Source organism: Streptomyces camelliae, from assembly GCF_027625935.1.
GTDB lineage: Bacteria > Actinomycetota > Actinomycetes > Streptomycetales > Streptomycetaceae > Streptomyces > Streptomyces camelliae.
Map to the genome: position 1 here is coordinate 6,949,289 of NZ_CP115300.1, position 22,651 is coordinate 6,971,939.

General features: G+C 70.1%; 24 protein-coding genes. 14 read left to right on the forward strand and 10 right to left on the reverse strand.

Annotated features, from left to right (window positions below; all coding sequences use genetic code 11):
- Positions 1–65: 65 nt before the first annotated feature.
- The 5 genes from pgl to tkt are packed head-to-tail and all read right to left on the reverse strand — an operon-like array spanning position 66 to position 6,676.
- Entirely contained in the window at positions 66–848 is a 783-nt protein-coding gene (gene pgl, locus O1G22_RS31795) for a 6-phosphogluconolactonase (RefSeq protein ID WP_225096493.1), read from the reverse strand.
- Positions 845–1,900, reverse strand: coding sequence for a glucose-6-phosphate dehydrogenase assembly protein OpcA (gene opcA, locus O1G22_RS31800; RefSeq protein WP_270084460.1), 1,056 nt, complete (start codon positions 1,898–1,900; stop codon positions 845–847). Before opcA ends, pgl begins: the two co-directional genes overlap by 4 nt.
- A complete protein-coding gene (gene zwf / locus O1G22_RS31805) occupies positions 1,897–3,435 on the reverse strand; it encodes a glucose-6-phosphate dehydrogenase (RefSeq protein WP_270084461.1) in 1,539 nt (512 codons plus the stop codon). The genes opcA and zwf overlap by 4 nt, the downstream gene beginning before the upstream one ends.
- A gap of 1 nt (position 3,436) precedes the next feature.
- Entirely contained in the window at positions 3,437–4,555 is a 1,119-nt protein-coding gene (gene tal / locus O1G22_RS31810) for a transaldolase (protein ID WP_270084462.1), read from the reverse strand.
- Positions 4,556–4,588: 33 nt separating this feature from the next.
- On the reverse strand, positions 4,589–6,676 hold the full coding sequence (gene tkt, locus O1G22_RS31815) for a transketolase (protein WP_270084463.1): 2,088 nt from the start codon (positions 6,674–6,676) through the stop codon (positions 4,589–4,591).
- A gap of 398 nt (positions 6,677–7,074) precedes the next feature.
- Here tkt and O1G22_RS31820 point away from each other — a divergent pair, with 398 nt between their 5' ends.
- From O1G22_RS31820 to O1G22_RS31835, 4 genes are all read left to right on the forward strand, one after another.
- The gene (locus O1G22_RS31820; protein WP_225096488.1) at positions 7,075–8,046 is read left to right on the forward strand and encodes a heme o synthase; all 972 of its coding nucleotides are present in this window, start codon (positions 7,075–7,077) and stop codon (positions 8,044–8,046) included.
- Between the two features lie 69 nt (positions 8,047–8,115).
- A complete protein-coding gene (locus O1G22_RS31825) occupies positions 8,116–8,436 on the forward strand; it encodes a hypothetical protein (protein ID WP_270084464.1) in 321 nt (106 codons plus the stop codon).
- Positions 8,437–8,526: 90 nt separating this feature from the next.
- Positions 8,527–9,633: an amidohydrolase family protein gene (locus O1G22_RS31830; protein WP_270084465.1), complete on the forward strand. Its 1,107-nt coding sequence runs from the start codon at positions 8,527–8,529 to the stop codon at positions 9,631–9,633.
- An 18-nt stretch (positions 9,634–9,651) separates the two neighbouring features.
- Positions 9,652–10,401 carry a nucleotidyltransferase domain-containing protein gene (locus O1G22_RS31835; RefSeq protein ID WP_270084466.1) on the forward strand — a complete coding sequence of 250 codons (750 nt, stop codon included), beginning with the start codon at positions 9,652–9,654 and terminating at the stop codon, positions 10,399–10,401.
- A gap of 12 nt (positions 10,402–10,413) precedes the next feature.
- Here O1G22_RS31835 and O1G22_RS31840 read toward each other — a convergent pair whose 3' ends face one another.
- Genes O1G22_RS31840 through O1G22_RS31855 form a run of 4 tightly spaced genes read right to left on the reverse strand, consistent with a single transcriptional unit; the run spans position 10,414 to position 14,014 of the window.
- Complete coding sequence (locus tag O1G22_RS31840) at positions 10,414–11,427, reverse strand: COX15/CtaA family protein (RefSeq protein WP_270084467.1); 1,014 nt, start codon at positions 11,425–11,427, stop codon at positions 10,414–10,416.
- A 46-nt stretch (positions 11,428–11,473) separates the two neighbouring features.
- Positions 11,474–12,247, reverse strand: coding sequence for an ABC transporter permease (locus O1G22_RS31845; RefSeq protein WP_270084468.1), 774 nt, complete (start codon positions 12,245–12,247; stop codon positions 11,474–11,476).
- A complete protein-coding gene (locus O1G22_RS31850) occupies positions 12,244–13,167 on the reverse strand; it encodes an ABC transporter ATP-binding protein (RefSeq protein ID WP_225096482.1) in 924 nt (307 codons plus the stop codon). The genes O1G22_RS31845 and O1G22_RS31850 overlap by 4 nt, the downstream gene beginning before the upstream one ends.
- Positions 13,168–13,198: 31 nt before the next feature.
- Positions 13,199–14,014, reverse strand: coding sequence for an AAC(3) family N-acetyltransferase (locus O1G22_RS31855; RefSeq protein ID WP_270084469.1), 816 nt, complete (start codon positions 14,012–14,014; stop codon positions 13,199–13,201).
- A gap of 183 nt (positions 14,015–14,197) precedes the next feature.
- Between O1G22_RS31855 and O1G22_RS31860 the strand changes: the two genes are divergently transcribed.
- Genes O1G22_RS31860 through O1G22_RS31895 form a run of 8 tightly spaced genes read left to right on the forward strand, consistent with a single transcriptional unit; the run spans position 14,198 to position 20,750 of the window.
- Positions 14,198–14,932: a helix-turn-helix transcriptional regulator gene (locus O1G22_RS31860; protein ID WP_270084470.1), complete on the forward strand. Its 735-nt coding sequence runs from the start codon at positions 14,198–14,200 to the stop codon at positions 14,930–14,932.
- Positions 14,929–16,350 (forward strand): Fe-S cluster assembly protein SufB, encoded by a 1,422-nt coding sequence (gene sufB, locus O1G22_RS31865; RefSeq protein WP_225096479.1) that lies wholly within the window; start codon positions 14,929–14,931, stop codon positions 16,348–16,350. The genes O1G22_RS31860 and sufB overlap by 4 nt, the downstream gene beginning before the upstream one ends.
- A gap of 57 nt (positions 16,351–16,407) precedes the next feature.
- Positions 16,408–17,592, forward strand: a complete 1,185-nt coding sequence (gene sufD / locus O1G22_RS31870; RefSeq protein ID WP_270084471.1) for a Fe-S cluster assembly protein SufD — start codon at positions 16,408–16,410, stop codon at positions 17,590–17,592.
- A complete protein-coding gene (locus tag O1G22_RS31875; RefSeq protein ID WP_225096477.1) occupies positions 17,589–17,912 on the forward strand; it encodes a non-heme iron oxygenase ferredoxin subunit in 324 nt (107 codons plus the stop codon). The genes sufD and O1G22_RS31875 overlap by 4 nt, the downstream gene beginning before the upstream one ends.
- Positions 17,913–17,919: 7 nt before the next feature.
- Positions 17,920–18,684 carry a Fe-S cluster assembly ATPase SufC gene (gene sufC, locus O1G22_RS31880; RefSeq protein ID WP_270084472.1) on the forward strand — a complete coding sequence of 255 codons (765 nt, stop codon included), beginning with the start codon at positions 17,920–17,922 and terminating at the stop codon, positions 18,682–18,684.
- Entirely contained in the window at positions 18,681–19,937 is a 1,257-nt protein-coding gene (locus tag O1G22_RS31885; protein WP_270084473.1) for a cysteine desulfurase, read from the forward strand. The genes sufC and O1G22_RS31885 overlap by 4 nt, the downstream gene beginning before the upstream one ends.
- A gap of 16 nt (positions 19,938–19,953) precedes the next feature.
- Complete coding sequence (gene sufU / locus O1G22_RS31890; RefSeq protein WP_270084474.1) at positions 19,954–20,421, forward strand: Fe-S cluster assembly sulfur transfer protein SufU; 468 nt, start codon at positions 19,954–19,956, stop codon at positions 20,419–20,421.
- Complete coding sequence (locus tag O1G22_RS31895; RefSeq protein WP_225096473.1) at positions 20,418–20,750, forward strand: metal-sulfur cluster assembly factor; 333 nt, start codon at positions 20,418–20,420, stop codon at positions 20,748–20,750. Before sufU ends, O1G22_RS31895 begins: the two co-directional genes overlap by 4 nt.
- 74 nt (positions 20,751–20,824) lie before the next feature.
- On the opposite strand, the gene O1G22_RS31900 is transcribed toward O1G22_RS31895, so the two are convergent.
- Complete coding sequence (locus O1G22_RS31900; protein WP_270084475.1) at positions 20,825–21,634, reverse strand: AbfB domain-containing protein; 810 nt, start codon at positions 21,632–21,634, stop codon at positions 20,825–20,827.
- A 128-nt stretch (positions 21,635–21,762) separates the two neighbouring features.
- On the opposite strand from O1G22_RS31900, the gene O1G22_RS31905 reads away from it, so the two are divergent.
- Positions 21,763–22,086 carry a DMT family transporter gene (locus O1G22_RS31905; protein WP_270084476.1) on the forward strand — a complete coding sequence of 108 codons (324 nt, stop codon included), beginning with the start codon at positions 21,763–21,765 and terminating at the stop codon, positions 22,084–22,086.
- On the forward strand, positions 22,086–22,619 hold the full coding sequence (locus tag O1G22_RS31910; RefSeq protein ID WP_270084477.1) for a TetR/AcrR family transcriptional regulator: 534 nt from the start codon (positions 22,086–22,088) through the stop codon (positions 22,617–22,619). The genes O1G22_RS31905 and O1G22_RS31910 overlap by 1 nt, the downstream gene beginning before the upstream one ends.
- Positions 22,620–22,651: the final 32 nt, after the last annotated feature.

A 22,651-nucleotide genomic window follows, 5' to 3' on the forward strand; every position in this document is an offset into this window, starting at 1 on the left:
CGGCGCCCTTACGAAAAAATGGGGCGGCGGGGTCGAAACCCCGCCGCCCCCCGCTCAGCCGAGGCTCACGGCGACGCCGGCGGATACAGCGACCTCGGCAGCTGCGAAGCCGCCGCCGAGTCCAGGAGCCACAGCGTCCGGGAACGGCCGTACGCGCCCGCCGCCGGGGCCTGGATCTCGCCCGCGCCCGACAGGGCGATGGCCGCGGCCTCCGCCTTGTCCTCGCCGGCCGCGAGCAGCCAGACCTCGCGGGCCGCGCGGATCGCCGGGAGAGTGAGGGAGATCCGGGTCGGCGGGGGCTTGGGCGCGCCGTGGACGCCGACCACCGTGCGCTCGGTCTCCCGTACGGCCGGCAGCTCCGGGAAGAGCGAGGCCACATGGGTGTCCGGGCCGACGCCCAGCATGAGCACGTCGAAGGTGGGTACCGAGCCATGGTTCTCCGGCCCGGCCGCCTTCGCCAGCTCCGCCGCGTACGCCTCCGCCGCCGCCTCGACGTCCGCACCGAACGGGCCGTCGGAGGCGGGCATGGCGTGCACGCGCTCCGGGTCCAGCGGTACGGCGTCCAGCAGGGCCGCGCGGGCCTGCGTGACATTGCGCTCGGGGTCGCCCTCGGGGAGGTAGCGCTCGTCGCCCCACCACAGGTCGAGCCGGCCCCAGTCGATGGCGTCCCGCGCGGGCGCCGCCGCGAGCGCGGCCAGCAGGCCGTTGCCGTTGCGGCCGCCGGTGAGGACCACGGACGCGCTGCCCCGGGAGGCCTGCGCGTCCACGATCTTCGTGATGAGGCGGGCCGCGGCGGCCTGCGCCATCAGTTCCTTGTCGCGGTGGACGACCAGCTGGGGGACGCTCACTTCGCCGCCGCCTTCCGTGCCGGAGCCTTCTTGGCCGTCTTGGCCGCCGCCTTCTTCGCGGGCGCCTTGGCCGCCTCCTCCACCGGTTCCGGCTCGGCGACAGGCTCGGCCGCCTGCTGTGCCGGGACCGGGTTCAGCCGCTCCACGCCGTAACGCAGCGCCGACGCGTAGGTGTCGTCCGGGTCGAGCCGGCGCAGCTCCTCCGCGATCAGCTCGGCGGTCTCCCGCCGCTTGAGCGCCACCGCACGGGCCGGCTGGCCCTCGATGGACAGCGTGGCCAGCGAGCCGTCCGCGCGGTCCAGGACGATCGGGCCGCAGGAGGTGTCCATGCGGACGGCCGTCAGCCCGGGACCGGAGGACCGGAGGCGCTTGACGGGGACGTCCAGCCGGTCCGCGAGCCACATCGCCAGCAGCTCACAGCTCGGGTTGAACTCCTCACCCTCCACCTCGACGCCCCGCACCTCGCACGTGACCTGGTCCAGGGCCGCCGCGAGCATCGAGCGCCACGGCGTGATCCGGGTCCAGGACAGGTCGGTGTCACCGGGCGTGTAGGCCGCGGCGCGGGCAGACAGCTCCCGCACCGGCTGCTCGGCGGCATAGGTGTCGGTGACCCGGCGCTGGGCCAGCGCGCCCAGCGGGTCCTTCGCCGGGTCCAGCGGCGCGTTCACCGGCCACCACACCACGACCGGGGCGTCCGGCAGCAGCAGCGGCAGCACGACCGAGTCGGCGTGGTCGGCGACCTCGCCGTACAGCCGCAGCACGACCGTCTCGCCTGTGCCCGCGTCCGCGCCCACCCGCACCTCGGCGTCCAGCCGGGACGTCGTACGGTCGCGCGGGGTGCGGGAGACCCGCTTGATGACCACGAGCGTGCGCGAGGGGTGCTCGCGCGAGGCGTCGTTGGCGGCCTTCAGGGCGTCGTAGGCGTTCTCCTCGTCGGTGACGATGACGAGGGTCAGGACCATGCCGACGGCAGGGGTGCCGATGGCCCGGCGGCCCTGGACGAGCGCCTTGTTGATGTCGCCGGCGGTGGTGTCGGTCAGGTCTATCTTCATGGCCGGCGCCAGCTCCGTCCGTCTCGTGCGAGCATCTCGTCCGCCTCGGCGGGGCCCCAGGTGCCCGACGGGTACTGCGCGGGCTTGCCGTGCGTGTCCCAGTACTCCTCGATCGGGTCGAGGATCTTCCAGGACAGCTCGACCTCCTCCGTGCGCGGGAAGAGGTTGGCGTCGCCCAGCAGCACGTCCAGGATGAGCCGCTCGTACGCCTCCGGCGACGACTCGGTGAACGACTCGCCGTAGGCGAAGTCCATCGACACGTCCCGGATCTCCATCGAGGTGCCCGGCACCTTCGAGCCGAAGCGGACCGTGACACCCTCGTCGGGCTGGACGCGGATGACGATCGCGTTCTGGCCCAGCTCCTCCGTCGCCGTGGTGTCGAACGGGGAGTGCGGGGCCCGCTGGAAGACGACCGCGATCTCCGTCACCCGGCGGCCGAGCCGCTTGCCGGTGCGCAGATAGAAGGGGACGCCCGCCCAGCGGCGGTTGTCGATCTCCAGCTTGATCGCGGCGTAGGTGTCGGTCTTCGACGTGGCGTCCGTGCCGTCCTCTTCGAGGTAGCCGATGACCTTCTCGCCGCCCTGCCAGCCGGCCGCGTACTGACCGCGCACGGTCGAGGCGCCCAGGTCCTTCGGCAGCCGTACGGCACCGAGCACCTTCTCCTTCTCGGCGGCCAGCGCGGACGCGTCGAAGGAGGCGGGCTCCTCCATGGCCGTGAGGGCCATGAGCTGGAGCAGGTGGTTCTGGATGACGTCACGGGCGGCGCCGATGCCGTCGTAGTAGCCGGCGCGGCCGCCGATGCCGATGTCCTCGGCCATGGTGATCTGCACATGGTCCACGAAGGACCGGTTCCAGATCGGCTCGAACATCGTGTTGGCGAAGCGCAGCGCCAGGATGTTCTGGACGGTCTCCTTGCCGAGGTAGTGGTCGATCCGGAACACCTGGTCCGGCTCGAACACCTCGTGCACGACCTTGTTCAGCTCCTCGGCCGACGTCAGGTCGTGGCCGAACGGCTTCTCGATGACGGCGCGCCGCCAGGAACCGCCCGACTGGTCGGCCAGCCCGTGCTTCTTCAGCTGCTGGATGACGACGGGGAAGGAGCGCGGCGGCACCGACAGGTAGAAGGCGAAGTTGCCGCCCGTGCCCTGGGCCTTGTCCAGCTCCTCGATGGTGGCGCGCAGCCGCTCGAAGGCATCGTCGTCGTCGAAGGTGCCCTGGACGAAGCGCATCCCCTGGATGAGCTGCTGCCAGACCTCCTCACGGAACGGCGTGCGGGCGTGCGCCTTGACGGCGTCGTGGACCTCCTGGGCGAAGTCCTCGTTCTCCCATTCGCGGCGGGCGAAGCCCACCAGCGAGAAGCCCGGCGGCAGCAGACCCCGGTTGGCGAGGTCGTACACCGCGGGCATCAGCTTCTTGCGCGACAGGTCGCCCGTGACGCCGAAGATGACCAGGCCCGACGGCCCCGCGATACGCGGGAGCCGCCGGTCGGCCGGGTCACGAAGCGGGTTCGCTCCGGAACCAGCAAGGGGTGACAAATCAGCCCTCCGAGGGGGCGAGGCGCTTGAGCTCCGCCTCGGTCGACTTCAGCAGGTCGTTCCAGGACGCCTCGAACTTCTCGACGCCCTCGTCCTCCAGCACCTGGACCACGTCGTCGTACGAGATCCCGAGCTTCTCCACCGCGTCGAGGTCGGCGCGCGCCTGCTCGTACGTCCCGGAGATGGTGTCGCCGGTGATCTCGCCGTGGTCCTCGGTGGCCTCCAGGGTGGCCTCCGGCATGGTGTTGACCGTGTTCGGCGCGACCAGGTCGGTGACGTACATCGTGTCCTGGTAGGCCGGGTCCTTCACGCCGGTCGACGCCCACAGCGGACGCTGCTTGCGGGCGCCCGCGTTCTCCAGCGCCTGCCAGCGGCCGGAGGAGAAGACCTCCTCGTACGCCTGGTAGGCGAGGCGCGCGTTGGCGATGGCGGCCTTGCCGCGCAGCGCCTTGGCCTCGTCGGTGCCGAGGGCGTCGAGGCGCTTGTCGATCTCGGTGTCCACGCGGGACACGAAGAACGATGCCACGGAACGGATGAGCGACAGGTCGAGGCCGCGCTCCTTGGCCTTCTCCAGGCCGGAGAGGTAGGCGTCCATGACCGCGCGGTAGCGCTCCAGGGAGAAGATCAGCGTGACGTTCACGCTGATGCCGAGGCCGATGACCTCGGTGATCGCCGGCAGACCCGCCTGGGTGGCCGGGATCTTGATCAGGGTGTTGGGGCGGTCCACCAGCCAGGCCAGCTGCTTGGCCTCGGCGACGGTCGCCTTGGTGTTGTGGGCGAGACGGGGGTCCACCTCGATGGAGACCCGGCCGTCCTGGCCGTCCGTGGCGTCGAAGACCGGGCGCAGGATGTCGGCGGCGTCGCGGACGTCCGCCGTGGTGATCATGCGGATGGCCTCTTCGACGGTGACCTTGCGGGCGGCGAGGTCGGCGACCTGCTGCTCATAGCCGTCGCCACCGCTGATCGCCTTCTGGAAGATCGTCGGGTTGGTGGTGACGCCCACGACGTGCTGCTGGTCGATCAGCTCGGCGAGGTTGCCGGACGTGATCCGCTTGCGCGACAGGTCGTCCAGCCAGATCGCGACGCCTTCGTCGGAGAGGCGCTTGAGTGCGTCTGTCATGGAATTACATCTCCTACGTGTCGTATATGAGCGTCAGCGCTGGGCGGCGGCGATGGATTCCCGGGCCTTGGCGGCCACGTTCTCAGGCGTGAAACCGAATTCGCGGAAGAGCACCTTGCCGTCCGCGGAAGCACCGAAGTGCTCCAGGGAAACGATGCGGCCGGCGTCCCCGACGTACTTGTGCCAGGTCAGTCCGATACCCGCCTCGACCGCGACCCGGGCCTTGACCGACGGCGGGAGCACGGAGTCCCGGTACCCCTGGTCCTGCTCCTCGAACCACTCCACGGACGGCATCGACACGACCCGCGTCGGGACGCCCTCCGCCTGGAGCTGCTCACGCGCCTCGACGGCCACGTGCACCTCGGAACCGGTGGCGATCAGGATCACCTGCGCGTCGCCGCCTTCCGCCTCGAAGAGGACGTAACCACCGCGTGCGGCGTCCTCGTTGGGCTCGTACGTCGGCACACCCTGGCGGGTGAGGGCGAAGCCGTGCGGCTGTCCCTTGCCGAACTCCTTGGTGTAGCGCTTGAGGACCTCGCGCCAGGCGATCGCGGTCTCGTTGGCGTCGGCCGGGCGCACGATGTTCAGGCCCGGGATGGCGCGCAGCGAGGCCAGGTGCTCGACCGGCTGGTGGGTCGGGCCGTCCTCGCCGAGACCGATGGAGTCGTGCGTCCACACGTACGTCACCGGCAGGTGCATCAGGGCCGACAGGCGCACCGCGTTGCGCATGTAGTCGGAGAAGACGAGGAACGTGCCGCCGTAGATACGGGTGTTGCCGTGCAGGGCGATGCCGTTCATCTCGGCGCCCATGGAGTGCTCACGGATGCCGTAGTGGATGGTGCGGCCGTAGGGGTTGGCCTCCGGCAGCGGGTTGCCCTCGGGCAGGAACGAGCTGTCCTTGTCGATGGTCGTGTTGTTCGACCCGGCGAGGTCGGCCGAACCGCCCCACAGCTCCGGGATGACCGCGCCGAGCGCCTGCAGCACCTTGCCGGACGCGGCACGCGTCGCGACGCCCTTGCCGGGCTCGAAGACCGGGATCTTCTGCTCCCAGCCCGCGGGCAGCTCGCCCGTGCTGATCCGGTCGAACTCGGCGGCCCGCTCGGCGTTCTCGTCGCGCCACACCTGGAGCGACTTCTCCCACTCGGCCTTGGCCTGCGCACCGCGCTCCAGGGCCTTGCGGGTGTGAGCGATGACCTCGTCCGCGACCTCGAAGGTCTGCTCCGGGTCGAAGCCGAGGACGCGCTTGGTGGCCGCGACCTCCTCGTCGCCCAGCGCCGAGCCGTGCGCGGCCTCGGTGTTCTGCGCGTTCGGGGCCGGCCAGGCGATGATCGAGCGCATCGCGATGAACGACGGCTTGTCCGTGACGGCCTTGGCCTTCTGGACCGCGTCGTAGATGGCGGCCGGGTCCAGGTCGCCGTTGTCCTGGGCCTCGACGCGCTGCACGTGCCAGCCGTAGGCCTCGTAGCGCTTGACGGTGTCCTCGGAGACGGCCGTCTCGGTGTCGCCCTCGATCGAGATGTGGTTGTCGTCCCACAGCAGGATCAGGTTGCCGAGCTTCTGGTGGCCGGCCAGCGAGGACGCCTCGGCGGAGATGCCCTCCTGGAGGCAGCCGTCACCGGCGATGCAGTACACGAAGTGGTCGAAGGGCGACTCGCCCTGCGGGGCCTCCGGGTCGAACAGACCGCGCTCGTAGCGGGCGGCCATCGCCATGCCCACCGCGTTGGCGACACCCTGGCCCAGCGGACCGGTCGTGGTCTCCACGCCCTTGGTGTGTCCGTACTCCGGGTGGCCCGGGGTCTTCGAACCCCACGTCCGGAAGGCCTTCAGGTCGTCCAGCTCCAGGCCGAAGCCGGCCAGGTACAGCTGGGTGTAGAGGGTCAGGGACGAGTGGCCGGCGGACAGCACGAAGCGGTCGCGTCCGACCCAGTCGGGGTCGGCGGGGTCGTGCCGCATCACCTTCTGGAAGAGGGTGTAGGCGGCCGGAGCCAGGCTCATCGCCGTACCGGGATGGCCGTTGCCGACCTTCTGTACGGCGTCGGCGGCCAGGACACGGGCGGTGTCCACGGCCCGCTGGTCCAGGTCGGTCCACTCAAGGTCTGTGGTGGTCGGCTTGGTGCTCACCCTGGGTCAGGGCTCCTCTCCACATGTCGGTCGCCGGTCTTCGGGGCAGGTGCCCACCCGGCCGCCGGCGTGCTTGACGCCCGCCGGCCGCTGTCGAGCCTACCCCCGTAAGGACGTGCGTTTTTTCGAGTGTTTCCAGACTGCCGGGACTCTGTGCGATCCGCCTCCCGACTGGCCGACACGGCATTTGGCACATGAATACGGAGGCAGTCATCTGAGCGCTCAATCGAGGGGTGGGTCACCTCTTATGGGGGGCTCTCCGGTGATCCTCCGGCGGTCCTCGTTCGGGGGGCCGCCAACACGACCCCACCCCCGCGAAGGGCGGGGTATGGGCAACGTCTAAAGTGGCGTGGTACGCGCGAGCCTTTACCGGCACTTCACTCGGGAGGCTTGCTGGGATGTCTCTGTCAGGGGTGTGCGTGACGGCCGTCGAATCACGTCCAGCGGGCGTGCTGGGTGGTGCGAGCCAGGGCCCGGTTCACCGGCCGTTCGGGGCCCGTGTCAAGGCGTTCGTGGCTCTGACCAAGCCGCGGATCATCGAGCTGCTGCTCATCACCACCGTTCCGGTGATGTTCCTGGCCCAGAAGGGCGTGCCGGACCTGAAGCTGGTCCTGCTCACCTGCATCGGCGGCTACCTCTCGGCGGGCGGCGCCAACGCGCTGAACATGTACATCGACCGGGACATCGACGCGCTGATGGACCGCACCTCGCAGCGGCCGCTGGTGACCGGCATGGTCAGCCCGCCCGAGTGCCTGGCCTTCGGCATCACCCTGGCGGTCGTCTCCACGCTCCTCTTCGGATTCACCGTCAACTGGCTGAGCGCCTGGCTCTCGCTCGGAGCGCTCCTTTTCTACGTCGTCGTCTACACGATGATCCTCAAGCGCCGTACGTCGCAGAACATCGTGTGGGGCGGCATCGCCGGCTGCCTCCCGGTGCTCATCGGCTGGTCGTCGGTCACGGACTCGATGTCCTGGGCGCCGGTCATCCTCTTCCTCGTCATGTTCTTCTGGACCCCGCCGCACTACTGGCCGCTGTCCATGAAGGTCAAGGAGGACTACGCGCGCGTGGGCGTGCCGATGCTCCCGGTCATCGCCTCCAACAAGGTCGTCGCCCGGCAGATCGTCATCTACAGCTGGGTGATGGTCGCCGTCTCGCTGCTCCTCACCCCGCTCGGTTACACCGGCTGGTTCTACACGGTGGTCGCCCTCGCGGCCGGCGGCTTCTGGCTCTGGGAGGCGCACGGCCTGCAGAACCGGGCGAAGGCCGAGGTGACCGGCGCGAAGCTCAAGGAGATGCGGCTCTTCCACTGGTCGATCACCTATGTGTCGATCCTCTTCGTCGCGGTCGCGGTGGACCCGTTCCTGCGCTGACACCCGTCGGGCGTACGTCACAGCGGTCTGCTCTCGCCAGTCGATCTACTCGTGAGTAGCATCCTGGTCATGGCAGACACGCAGCAGGTTGACCCGAAGGCCGAGCGCAAGGCGGCCAAGCTGGCCCACCAGATCAGCGCCTTCGCCAAGGCGCACGGCGGCGCCGAGGGCCAGGTGGCCTACATCGGCGAACGCGGCGCCCGTATCGTCCTCGTCGGCGAGGACGGCGGCTGGGGCGATCTCGTCGCCCCGACCTACGCCATCGCCGAGCAGGCTGTGCAGAAGGCCGGCATCACCGTCCACGAGTTCTTCGACGGCGAGTTCGCGGCGAAGGTGAAGACCGGGCCGTACGAGTGGAAGCGGATGGCGGGCATTCAGATCGGCGGTTGAACGGCTCGCCCCCGAGCCGAACCGCGACCTCGAACCCCGTTCACCCGTTAGGACGTGTAAGGCAGCACACGTCCTCACGGGGAGCCCGGGATGATCGAAACGCCGTCCCTCGTGGACCAGTACTGCCATGGCGTACTGCGGACGGAGCTGGGCCTCGGCACCTTCGAGGCCCAACTGGCGCACACCGAGGGACCCCCCGCACCCGGCACCACCCTCTTCGACACCCAGACCGGCTTCGCCGTACGCCGCTGGTGCCCGCCCCTGCTCGGCCTGGAACCCCACTGCCCGCCCGCCCGCTATCTGGCCCGCCGCCGGGAACTGGGCGTCCTGGAGACGGGCCGCAGGCTCCTGCGGGGCAGCGGTATCACCACCTACCTCGTCGACACCGGCCTGCCCGGCGACCTCACCGGCCCCGCCGAACTGGCCTCCGCCGGCTTCGCCGAGGCCCATGAGATCGTTCGGCTGGAGCTGCTCGCGGAACAGGTCGCCGACACCTCCGGCACCGTCGAGTCCTTCCTCGCCAACCTCGCCGAGTCCGTGCACGCCGCCGCCGCGCACGCCGTCGCCTTCACCTCCGTCGCCGGGCTCCGGCACGGCCTCGCCCTCGCCCCCGAGCCACCGGGACCGGGGGAGGTACGGGGCGCGGCGGGCCGCTGGCTGGCCGGGCGCCCGGTGGGCGGCGCGCTCTTCGACCCCGTGCTGCTACGGCACCTGCTGTGGATCGCCGTCGCCTCCGGGCTCCCCCTCCAGCTGCACGCGGGGCTCGGCGAGCCCGGCTCCCGCATCGACCGCACGGATCCGGTGCTGCTCACCGACTTCGTCCGGGCCACCGCCGGCCTCGGCACCGATCTGGTCCTGCTGCACGGCTATCCGTACCACCGCCACGCCGCCCACCTGGCCGGTGTCTTCGCGCACGTCTACACCGACTCCGGCGCCGCGCTCGTACGCACCGGCGCCCGGGCCGCCACGGTCCTCGCCGAGATCCTGGAGCTGGCCCCCTTCGGCAAGATCCTCTTCTCCACCGGCGCCCAGGGCCTGCCCGAGCTGCACGTCGTGGGGGCCCGGCTGTTCCGCGAGGCGCTGGGCCGGGTCCTGGGCGGCTGGGTCGCCGACGGCGCCTGGTCCCTGGAGGACGCCCAGCGGGTGGCCCGACTGGTCGCGGCGGACAACGCGCGCCGGGTGTACGGACTGCGGTGAACTGACAAGACTGGGCGCATGCCGACGGAATCGACGCAATCCCTGCTCGCCCGTTTCCTGACCGACCTGGCGCCGCTGCGTCCCCGTGCCGTGTGGGCCCACGGTTCCCTGGCCGGCGGCGACTACCAGGAGGGCCGCAGCGACCTGGACCTCATCGCCGTACTCCCGGCTCCGGTGAGCCTCAGGACTTTACGCCGGGTCGTGTCCCTGCACCGCGGGCTGCGCACCGAACCGCTCGCGGCGAAGCTCCACTGCAGCTATCTGACCCCGGCCGGCCTGGACGACCCGGACCGGTCCCACCTCACCTGGGCGCACCGGCACGTCATGCGCCGCCCGGTCACTCCCGTCACCCGGCGCGAGCTGCACGACTTCGGCCGCGTGCTGCACGGCGAGCCACCGGCCGGGCTGCTGCCGCCGGTGCCGGAGCGACAGCTGCACGCCTTCGTCGTTCGCGACCAGCGGGACTTCTGGCGGCCCAATGTCGACCGGGCCCGGCTGTGGATGCGGGACATCTGGGTCGACGCGGGCCTGCTGACCTTCGCCCGCGCCACCGTGACCCTGCACGACGGACGGCTGATCTCGAAGCGGGAGGCGCTCACCGAGCTTCCGGCCCTCGGTGCTCCGGTCGAGGTCGTCGAGGACATCACCCGCAGGCGGTACGACCCGGACGCGCCGGGGGCGGACGACACCTGGCGCGCCCGCCGGGCGGAGCTGACCCGCGGGTATCTGGGACCGGCGATCGACGCGCTCGTAGCAGCGCACCGGTGACCGGACGGCACCTCAGCCGGCCGCGGGCTCCAGGTGGTCGCCGGTCGCGGGAGCCGGGACGGTGGCGTCGAGCGCGGGACGCTCCCGCAACGACAGCAGCACGCGCAGTACCCAGATCCACATCACGCAGGAGCCGAGCATGTGGGCGGAGACCAGCGCCTCGGGCAGATGGGTGAAGTACTGGACGTAACCCACGACACCCTGGCACAGCAGCACGATGAACAGTTCCCGCGTCCGGTCCAGCGGACCCTTCGGCGAGTCGACCGCCTTGAGGACGAACCACAGCGCGAACGTCAGCGTCACCACGATCCAGGCGAACACGGAGTGCAGCTTGGCGACGGTCTCCCAGTCGATCGGGATGCGCTTGACGTCGCTGGAGTCGCCCGCGTGCGGGCCGGCGCCCGTCACCACCGTGCCGGCCCCGATCAGCAGGACGGAGGCGACCACGAGGAACCACACCAGCTGCTGCACCGCCTTGCCGACCAGCGGCCGGGGCGCGCCGTCGCCCTCGCGGGTGCGCTGCCACATCAGCACGGCCACCGCGGTCAGCGCCGTCGCCAGCAGGAAGTGCGCCGCGACCGTGTAGGGGTTGAGGCCGACGAGCACCACGATGCCGCCCAGCACCGCGTTGCCCATCACGAGCCAGAACTGCGCCCAGCCGAGCCGGGTCAGGCTGCGCCGGTACGGCTTCTCGGACCGCGCGGCGATGATCGCCCAGCCGACCGCGGCGCACAGCACGTACGTCAGCATGCGATTGCCGAACTCGATGGCGCTGTGGTAGCTCAGCGCGCTCGTCGGCGTCAGCGAGCCGTCGGTGCACTCGGGCCAGGTCGGGCAGCCGAGGCCCGAGCCGGTGAGGCGTACGGCACCGCCAGTGACCACGATGACCACCGACATGACGAGCGCGGCGAGGGCCGCCCGCTGCACGGTCCGGGGCCCCGGAGTCCAGCGTTCGGCGATGAAGGCGAGCGGGTTGCGCAGGGCGGCTACGGCGTCGGCGCGGGTCAGCTTTGGCACGGGCACCATCGTAGGCCGCCGCTTGTGCACGCTTTCACGAGGGTCCCTCGTGCTCTCATTCCCAGCGGAAGAACTTCCCCGCCGCCGCGAGCCCCACGACCGCCCACACCGCCAGGATCCCCAGGTCACCCCACGGCATGCCGGCCCCGTGCTGGAGCACGCTCCGCAGGCCGTCCGACAGCGCGGAGATCGGCAGCAGGCGCAGGACGTCCTGCCCGGCCGAGCCGAACTTGTCCAGCGGGACGATGACCCCGCCGCCGACGAGCAGCAGCAGGAAGACGAGGTTGGCGGCGGCCAGCGTCGCCTCGGCCTTCAGGGTGCCCGCCATCAGCAGCCCGAGCCCGGAGAACGCGGCCGTGCCGAGGATCAGCAGGAGCAGGACGGCGGCGGGGTTGCCGTGCGGGGACCAGCCCAGCGCGAGCGCGATCACCGTCAGCAGGATCACCTGGAGGACCTCGGTGACCAGCACGGACGCCGTCTTGGCGGTCATCAGGCCCCAGCGGGGCAGCGGCGAGGAGGCGAGCCGCTTCAGCACGCCGTAGCGGCGCTCGAAGCCGGTCGCGATGGCCTGCCCGGTGAACGCCGTCGACATCACGGCGAGGGCGAGGATGCCGGGGGCGAGGAAGTCGACGGCCTTGCCCTTGCCGGTGTCCACGATGTCCACGGAGCTGAAGAGCGCCAGCAGCAGGGTCGGGATGACGACCGTCAGCAGCAGCTGCTCGCCGTTGCGCAGCAGCATCCTGGTCTCCAGGGCCGCCTGCGCCGCGATCATGCGGGGCAGGGGGGCGGCGCCCGGCTTCGGGGCGTACGTACCCGTTGCGGTCGTCATGAGCGCAACTCCTTGCCCGTGAGCTCAAGAAAGACGTCTTCGAGGGTGTGCCGTTCCACCGAGATCCGGTCCGGCATCACCCCGTGCTGGGCGCACCAGGAGGTGACCGTGGCCAGCAGCTGGGGGTCCACCCTGCCGACGACCCGGTAGCTGCCCGGGGTCAGCTCGGCGGCCGTGCAGCCGTCCGGGAGCGCCTTGAGCAGGGAGCCGACGTCGAGGCCGGGGCGGCCGGTGAAGCGCAGGGTGTTCTCGGCGCCGCCCTTGCACAGCTCCTCGGGGGAGCCCTGGGCGATGACCTTGCCGCCGTCGATGATCGCCACATCGTCGGCGAGCTGCTCGGCCTCTTCCATGTAATGGGTGGTGAGGATCACCGAGACGCCGTCGGCGCGCAGGTCCTTCACCAGGTCCCAGGTGGCCCGGCGGGCCTGCGGGTCGAGGCCGGCGGTCGGCTCGTCCAGGAAGACCAGCTCCGGGCGCCCGACGACGGCCATGGCCAGCGCCAGCCGCTGCTGCTGGCCGCCGGACAGCCGGCGGTAGCCGGTCCGGCCGCAGGAGCCGAGGCCCAGCCGCTCGATCAGCGCGTCCACGTCCAGCGGGTGCGCGTGCAGCTTGGCCACGTGCCGCAGCATCTCGTCCGCGCGGGCACCGGAGTACACGCCGCCGGACTGGAGCATCACACCGATACGGGGACGCAACTCGGCGGACTGCCGTACCGGGTCGAGGCCCAGGACACGCACCGTGCCGGAATCCGGCTTCCGGTACCCCTCGCAAGTCTCGACCGTGGACGTCTTCCCCGCCCCGTTGGGACCGAGAACGGCGGTCACGCCCGCCTCGGCCACCAGGTCGAGGCCGTCCACCGCGGTCTTTGTGCCGTACCGCTTCACCAGGGCCTGGACCTGGACCACGGGCTCACTTCGCATGGCTCCAGAGTCTAGGGAGGCGTGGGAGCGTTCAGACGTGCGGGTACGGGAACTCCTCCTCACGGGGCCGGTGCACCGGCAGCCACCGCTGGGCGTAGGCCACCGCGTCCGCCACCGGGAACAGCCGCACGTCCGCCGCGCCCACCCTGCCGCGCACGACGTCCCGGTCCCGTTCGAAGTCGTACCCCAGCTCGTCGAAGCGGTCGGAGTCGATCGAGACCTCGATCACCGTCTCCCAGCCGCCCCCGGGCGCGGGCCGGCCGACAGCCACGCGCGGCGCGGGTATCCGGTACTCGGCCAGGTGGAAGCTGGTGCAGGCGTCGTAGCCCGCGCCCAGCAGCAGGACCCGGGCGCCCAGTTTCTCCAGCCGGGCCAGCGGGCTGTGCTCGCCGAGCCGGCAGTCGGACGCGTGGCCTTCGGTGACCGCGCGCGCGTGCGGGCCGACGGCCGCGAAGGAGGTCTGCGGGTGCGCGCTGCGCAGCGCTCCGGGCCAGGTCCGCACGGTCTCGGGGATCACACCGACGCCTCGGGTGGGGGTGATCAGCGGATCGTACGGCGGCATGGTGGCCCGGATCCGGTCCCACCACTCCTCGGGCACCGGCGGATTTCCCCACACGGCCGGGTCGGACAGGTCGCCGGACTGGGCCGGGACGACCAGCGTGCCGGACGGGCCCAGGGCGTCGAGGAGTCCCTGGACGACGGCGACCGGGCCTCCGTTCACCCAGCCGAGCGAGCTGAGCGAGGAGTGCACGAGGAGGATCTCGCCGGTCTCGACACCGAGCAGGCGCAGCTGTGCGGCGACTGAGTCCCGGGTGACAAGTGGGCCGGTCGGAGGGGGTGTCGGCATGCTTCCGGAGTCTTCCCGACGGGTCCGCGCGGCGCCACCGAATTGCCTGTTCAGACCCCTCCGGATGATCGATCAAAGATCGTTTCCGCAGGTCGGATTAGGTATGCCTAAGTGATGCAGGGCACCGTCCGGTGATCCGGACGGCGCTTGTCAGGCTCCGCGGAATTACGCAACAATGGCGTTGTGAAAAACGTCGGCGAGGCTCGGGAGACCCCCCTGGGGGCCCCGCAGGAGGAGCTCGCGACCGGTGAGCGTTCCACGCGCAACCGCGTCGCGCGATCCATCCTGGACCACGGCCCGTCGACCGTCGCCGAGCTGGCCGGCCGGCTGGGCCTGACCCAGGCCGCCGTCCGGCGGCACCTGGACGCCCTGGTCGCCGACGACATCGTGGAGGCGCGGGAGCAGCGGGTGTACGGCACGCGTACGCGCGGCCGTCCCGCCAAGGTCTTCGCGCTCACCGACTGCGGCCGGGACGCCTTCGACCAGTCGTACGACAAGCTGGCCGCCGACGCGCTGCGCTGGATCGCCGAGCAGGGCGGTGGCCCCGAGGCCGTCGCCGCGTTCGCCCGCGCGCGGATCGCCGCCCAGGCGAGCGCCTACCGCAGGGCGATCGAGGCGGTCACGCCCGACAAGCGTGCCGAAGCGCTGGCCAAGGCCCTGAGCGTGGACGGGTACGCTGCAACGGCGCGCACCGCACCGGTCGGCGAGCAGCTGTGCCAGCACCACTGCCCGGTCGCCCATGTCGCGGAGCAGTTCCCCCAGCTGTGCGAGGCGGAGACGGAGATCTTCGCCGAGCTGCTGGGAACCCACGTCCAGCGACTGGCGACCATCGCGCACGGCGACGGCGTCTGCACGACGTTCATCCCCAAGATTTCCACTGACGCACCTGCAAGCACGGCCGGGAGGAACCCCGCATGACTCTCCCCACGGAGACTGCCCACCCTGAGCTCGAAGGCCTGGGCAAGTACGAATACGGCTGGGCCGACTCCGACGAGGCCGGCGCCTCTGCCAAGCGCGGTCTGAGCGAGGAAGTCGTCCGGGACATCTCCGCCAAGAAGAACGAGCCGGAGTGGATGACCAAGCTCCGTCTCAAGGGCCTGCGCCTGTTCGAGAAGAAGCCCATGCCGAACTGGGGCTCGGACCTGTCGGGCATCGACTTCGACAACATCAAGTACTTCGTGCGCTCCACGGAGAAGCAGGCGGAGTCCTGGGAGGACCTGCCCGAGGACATCAAGAACACCTACGACAAGCTGGGCATCCCGGAGGCCGAGAAGCAGCGCCTCGTCGCCGGTGTCGCCGCCCAGTACGAGTCGGAGGTCGTCTACCACCAGATCCGCGAGGACCTGGAGGAGCAGGGCGTCATCTTCCTCGACACCGACACCGCCCTGAAGGAGCACCCGGAGCTCTTCAAGGAGTACTTCGGGACGGTCATCCCGGTCGGTGACAACAAGTTCGCCTCCCTGAACAGCGCCGTGTGGTCGGGCGGCTCCTTCATCTACGTCCCGCCGGGCGTTCACGTGGAGATCCCGCTCCAGGCCTACTTCCGCATCAACACGGAGAACATGGGCCAGTTCGAGCGGACCCTGATCATCGTCGACGAGGGTGCCTACGTGCACTACGTCGAGGGTTGTACGGCCCCGATCTACAAGTCGGACTCGCTGCACTCCGCGGTCGTCGAGATCATCGTCAAGAAGAACGCCCGCTGCCGCTACACGACCATCCAGAACTGGTCGAACAACGTCTACAACCTGGTCACCAAGCGCGCCGTGGCCTACGAGGGCGCGACCATGGAGTGGATCGACGGCAACATCGGCTCCAAGGTGACGATGAAGTACCCGGCCGTCTACCTGATGGGCGAGCACGCCAAGGGCGAAACCCTGTCCATCGCCTTCGCGGGCGAGGGCCAGCACCAGGACGCCGGTTCCAAGATGGTCCACATGGCGCCGAACACCTCCTCCAACATCGTCTCCAAGTCGGTGGCGCGCGGCGGCGGCCGCACCTCGTACCGCGGCCTGGTGGAGATCGGCGAGGGCGCCCACGGCTCGAAGTCGAACGTGCTGTGCGACGCGCTGCTCGTCGACACCATCTCCCGCTCCGACACGTACCCCTACGTGGACGTCCGCGAGGACGACGTGTCGATGGGCCACGAGGCGACCGTCTCCAAGGTCTCCGAGGACCAGCTCTTCTACCTGATGAGCCGTGGTCTGAGCGAGTTCGAGGCGATGGCGATGATCGTGCGCGGCTTCGTCGAGCCCATCGCCAAGGAACTGCCCATGGAGTACGCCCTTGAGCTCAACCGGCTGATCGAGCTCCAGATGGAAGGCGCGGTCGGCTAAGCATCCGCCGCCGTTCCCATCAAGCCCTTACGTAAGAAAGCGAGCAGACCGACAGCCATGGCTGAGGCTCAGAACATCCCCGTGGGCTCGACCACCGCGGGCCAGATCGCGGTGGCCGCCGAGTCGACCGTCGCCACGCGCATGAGCGCGCCCCCGTCCTTCGACGTGGCGGACTTCCCGGTCCCCCACGGCCGCGAGGAGGAGTGGCGGTTCACGCCGCTGGAGCGGCTGCGCGGGCTGCACGACGGCACCGCGGTCGCGACCGGTGACGGCGTGAAGGTGGACGTCCAGGCCCCCGAGGGCGTGAGCGTCGAGACCGTCGGCCGCGACGACGCCCGCATCGGCAGGGCCGGCACGCCGGTGGACCGCGTCGCCGCCCAGGCGTTCTCGGCCTTCGAGAAGGCCGGCGTGGTCACCGTCCCCAAGGAGATGGTGCTCACCGAGCCGATCCGGATCGCCGTGCACGGTGAGGGCGGGGTCGCCTACGGCCACCAGGTGATCGAGCTCGGAGCCTTCGCCGAGGCCGTCGTCGTCATCGACCACACCGGTGACGCCGTCCTCGCCGCCAACGTCGACTACGTCCTCGGTGACGGCGCCAAGCTGACCGTCATCTCCGTCCAGGACTGGGACGACAAGGCCGTGCACGTGGGCCAGCACAACGCGCTGATCGGCCGCGACGCCACCTTCAAGTCGTTCGTGGTCACCTTCGGCGGCGACCTCGTACGTCTGCACCCGCGCGTCGCCTACGCCGGCACCGGCGGCGAGGCCGAGCTCTTCGGCCTGTACTTCACCGACGCGGGCCAGCACCAGGAGCACCGCCTCCTCGTCGACCACAACACCCCGCACTGCAAGTCGAACGTCGCCTACAAGGGCGCGCTCCAGGGCGACGACGCGCACGCGGTCTGGATCGGCGACGTGCTCATCGAGGCCAAGGCCGAGGGCACGGACACCTACGAGATGAACCGCAACCTGGTCCTCACGGACGGCGCGCGCGTCGACTCGGTGCCGAACCTGGAGATCGAGACCGGCGAGATCGTCGGCGCCGGCCACGCCTCCGCCACCGGCCGCTTCGACGACGAGCAGCTCTTCTACCTGATGGCCCGCGGCATCCCGGAGCACGAGGCCCGCCGCCTGGTGGTCCGCGGCTTCTTCGCCGAGCTGGTCCAGCAGATCGGTGTCACCGACATCGAGGAGCGCCTGCTCGCCAAGATCGAGGAGGAGCTGGAGGCGTCGGTCGCATGACCAGCACCTTCGTACGCGCCTGCGGGCTGAGCGAGCTGGAGGAGGACACCCCGAAGCGGGTGGAACTCGACGGCACGCCCATCTCGGTCGTGAAGACCGAGGGCGAGGTCTTCGCGATCTACGACATCTGCTCCCACGCGAACGTCTCGCTCTCCGAGGGCGAGGTGGAGGACTGCCAGATCGAGTGCTGGCTGCACGGCTCCAGCTTCGACCTGCGCACCGGCAAGCCCTCCGGCCTCCCGGCCACGCGTCCCGTCCCCGTATACCCCGTAAAGATCGAAGGGGACGACGTTCTCGTCTCCCTCACCCAGGAGTCCTGAGGCACCCATGGCAACGCTTGAAATCCGAGACCTGCACGTCACCGTCGAGGCCGACAACGCCACGAAGGAGATCCTCAAGGGCGTCGACCTCACCGTGAAGCAGGGCGAGACGCACGCCATCATGGGCCCCAACGGCTCCGGCAAGTCGACCCTCGCCTACTCCCTCGCGGGTCACCCGAAGTACACGATCACCAGCGGCACCGTGCTGCTCGACGGCGAGGACGTCCTGGAGATGTCCGTCGACGAGCGCGCCCGCGCGGGCCTGTTCCTGGCGATGCAGTACCCGGTCGAGGTCCCTGGCGTCTCGGTCTCCAACTTCCTGCGCACCTCCGCCACCGCCGTCCGCGGCGAGGCCCCCAAGCTGCGCACCTGGGTGAAGGAGGTCAAGGAGGCCATGGAGCGCCTCAACATGGACCCGTCCTTCGCCGAGCGCAACGTCAACGAGGGCTTCTCCGGCGGTGAGAAGAAGCGCCACGAGATCCTCCAGCTGGAACTCCTCAAGCCCAAGGTCGCGATCCTCGACGAGACCGACTCCGGTCTGGACGTCGACGCGCTCCGCATCGTCTCCGAGGGCGTCAACCGCGTCCGCGAGACCGGCGAGGTCGGCACCCTGCTGATCACGCACTACACGCGCATCCTGCGCTACATCAAGCCCGACCACGTCCACGTGTTCGCCGGCGGCCGCATCGTCGAGTCCGGCGGTCCCGAGCTGGCCGACAAGCTGGAGAACGAGGGCTACGAGGCTTACACGAAGGGTGGCGCATCCGAGTGACACAGCTGCCGGGCCTCCTCGACACCGAGGCGATCCGCAAGGACTTCCCCGTACTGGACCGGCTGGTCCACGACGGCAAGAAGCTCGTGTACCTGGACAACGCGGCGACCTCGCAGAAGCCGCGCCAGGTACTGGACGCCCTGAGCGAGTACTACGAGCGCTACAACGCCAACGTCCACCGCGGTGTGCATGTGCTCGCCGAGGAGGCCACGGCGCTGTACGAGGGCGCGCGCGACAAGGTCGCCGAGTTCATCAACGCGCCGAGCCGCGACGAGGTGATCTTCACCAAGAACGCCTCCGAGTCGCTGAACCTCGTGGCGAACATGCTGGGCTGGGCCGACGAGCCCTACCGCGTGGACCACGAGACCGAGATCGTCATCACGGAGATGGAGCACCACTCCAACATCGTGCCGTGGCAGCTGCTCGCGCAGCGCACGGGTGCGAAGCTGAAGTGGTTCGGCCTCACCGACGACGGCCGGCTCGACCTGTCCAACATCGACGAGATCATCACCGAGAAGACGAAGATCGTCTCCTTCGTGCTGGTGTCGAACATCCTGGGCACGGTCAACCCGGTCGAGGCGATAGTCCGCCGCGCCCAGGAGGTCGGCGCGCTGGTCTGCATCGACGCCTCCCAGGCCGCCCCGCACATGCCGCTGGACGTGCAGGCCCTCCAGGCCGACTTCGTGGCCTTCACCGGTCACAAGATGTGCGGCCCGACCGGCATCGGCGTGCTCTGGGGCCGCCAGGAGCTGCTGGAGGACCTTCCGCCCTTCCTCGGCGGCGGCGAGATGATCGAGACGGTGTCGATGCACTCGTCGACGTACGCTCCCGCGCCCCACAAGTTCGAGGCGGGCACGCCCCCGATCGCGCAGGCGGTCGGTCTCGGCGCCGCGATCGACTACCTCAACTCGATCGGCATGGAGAAGATCCTCGCCCACGAGCACGCGCTGACGGAGTACGCGGTCCAGCGCCTGGCCCAGGTCCCGGACCTGAGGATCATCGGCCCGACCACGGCCGAGGACCGGGGCGCGGCGATCTCCTTCACGCTCGGCGACATCCACCCGCACGACGTGGGCCAGGTCCTCGACGAGCAGGGCATCGCGGTCCGCGTCGGCCACCACTGCGCGCGCCCCGTCTGCCTGCGCTACGGAATTCCTGCGACCACGCGAGCGTCGTTCTACCTGTACTCCACGCCGGCCGAGATCGACGCACTGGTCGAGGGGCTGGAGCACGTACGGAACTTCTTCGGCTGAAGGGCGTGCTGAAACGGTGAAGCTGGACTCGATGTACCAGGAAGTCATCCTGGACCACTACAAGAACCCGCACGGGCGTGGTCTTCGGGATGGCGACGCCGAGGTTCACCACGTGAACCCGACGTGCGGCGACGAGATCACCCTCCGCGTGAAGTACGACGGCACGAGGATCGAGGACGTCTCCTACGAGGGCCAGGGCTGCTCGATCAGCCAGGCCTCGGCGTCCGTACTGAACGAACTGCTGGTCGGCAAGGACCTGGCCGAGGCGCAGAAGATCCAGGAGACCTTCCTGGAGCTGATGCAGTCCAAGGGCAGGATCGAGCCGGACGACGCGATGGAGGAGGTGCTGGAGGACGCGGTCGCGTTCGCCGGTGTCTCCAAGTACCCCGCGCGGGTCAAGTGCGCCCTCCTGAGCTGGATGGCGTGGAAGGACGCGACGGCCCAGGCGCTGGGTGGCGCCGAAGCCGAAAGGAAGACCGCATGAGCGACACCGTCGAGATGAAGCCGGCCTCGGAGGAAGAACTCCGTGAGGCCCTGATGGACGTGGTCGACCCCGAGCTGGGCATCGACGTCGTCAACCTCGGCCTGATCTACGGCATCCACATCGACGAGTCCAACATCGCGACCGTCGACATGACCCTGACCTCGGCGGCCTGCCCGCTGACCGACGTCATCGAGGACCAGGCCAAGTCCGCCACGGACGGTCTGGTCAACGAGCTGCGCATCAACTGGGTCTGGATGCCGCCGTGGGGCCCGGACAAGATCACGGACGACGGCCGCGAGCAGCTTCGGGCGCTCGGGTTCAACGTCTGATCCCACCGCGTGCGTGAAGCGGCGGCACCCGCTCGGGGGGTGCCGCCGCTTTGTGCTGTGCCGCTTCGGTGTGCTCAGCCCAGCCCGTCCACCAGGGTGAACGCCGAGTCCGCCCAGTACAGATCGGTGTTGTCGTAAGGGGCCAGCTTCAGCTGGAAGTTCTGGTGGCGCAGGAAGCGGCCGGGGTAGTTGACCGACTCCAGCATGGTCGCCCCGGGATAGGGGGAGTGCCGGGGGCAGAACGTGGCGTCCTGGCGGAACAGGGGCGTGCCGTCGTCGGGTTCGGCGCGCAGGAGGAAGTTCCGGTGGCGGAGGTAGCCGCCGTCGGCCGTGGCGAAGGAGTAACAGCCGCTGTTCGCCAGGCCGTTGACCACCCTGAAGGTGGCGTCGCGGCGGTCGGCGGGTGAGCCGACCGGGTCGAGCCGGACGAAGTCACCGCTGATGTGCCAGTAGCGGTCCGGGTAGTTGACGGAGCGGACGGAGGTTCCCGTTTCCTGCGGCGCCGGTTTCGGCTTCGGCTGCGGTGAACTCCCCTGACTGCCCGGTGACGTGGACGGCGACGTCGACGGCTCCGGCTGAGGGGAGGCGGACGCCGTCTGCGGGGTCACCGGGGTCAGAGCGCTCCTGCCCTTCGGGGGAGCGGTCGTACTCCCCGAGGGGGAGGCGAAGGAGAGCAGGCCGGGGCCGCCCGCCGTCGGGGCGCCGGGCGGTCGCGGGGCGGCCTCGGACCGCGGGGCCGTGCTGTTCACGGCCAGAGCGGTGACGCAGGCGGTGACGACCGCGATGGCCAGCGCGCCGGCGAGCCAGAGTCTTCGGGTGCCAGGGGTCCGGGAGGCGTCGGCCGTCCAGCCGTGCTCCCAGGGATGGGGGGTGTGGTCGGGCATGGGCCCGCACATTAGTGGCCGGAGTGTGTTCAGTGAGCGGTTTCTGTGAAAGTGAAACTTTTTCGCGGCCGAGATCGTGACACATGCCTGTGTACGGCCGTACGCAACAGTTGTGTACGCTCGTACACATGGGATACATCTTGCTCGCCGGCGCCATCGCCGCCGAGGTCGCCGCGACGACGGCGATGAAGTACAGCGCGGGCTTCAGCAGGCTCGCGCCCTCGCTCGTGACGGCGCTCGGCTACGTCGTCTCCTTCGCGCTGCTCGCCCAGACACTGAAGACGGTGCAGATCGGCACCGCCTACGCGATCTGGTCCGGCGTGGGCACCGCGACCATCGCCGTCCTCGGGCTGCTGCTCTTCGGGGAGGGGCTGAACGTCACCAAGGTCGCCGGGATCCTGCTGATCATCGGCGGGGTCGTGGTGCTGAACCTGGGCGGGGCGAGCCACTGATGGCCCGCCGCTACGACCCCGAGCGCCGGCAGCGGATCATCGACGCCGCGATCCGCGTGGTCGGCCGGGACGGCATCGCCGGGCTCAGCCACCGCTCCGTCGCCGCCGAGGCGGACGTACCGCTCGGCTCGACGACGTACCACTTCGCCACCCTCGAAGAGCTGATGGTCGCCGCGCTCCGGCAGGCGAACGAGGGCTTCGGCCGGGTGCTCGCCGAGCGGTTGCCGGAGGGCGGCGGGGGCGACCTCGCGGCGGAGCTGGCCCGCACCCTCGGCGAGTGGCTGGGCGGCGAGCGCACGGGCGTGGAGCTGGAGTACGAGCTGTATCTGGCCGCGCTGCGCCGGCGTGCGCTGCGCCCCGTCGCCGCCGAGTGGACCGAGAGCGCCTCCGCGCTGCTGGCCCGGCGCACGGACCCGGTCACCGCCCGCGCGCTGTGCGCGCTCATGGACGGCATCTGTCTGCAGGTGCTGCTCACGGGCGGTTCCTACGACGAGGAGTACGCGCGCGCCGCGCTGGCCCGTCTGATCCCCTGAAGCCGTGCCCGGCACGTGAGACGCCCCGGCAC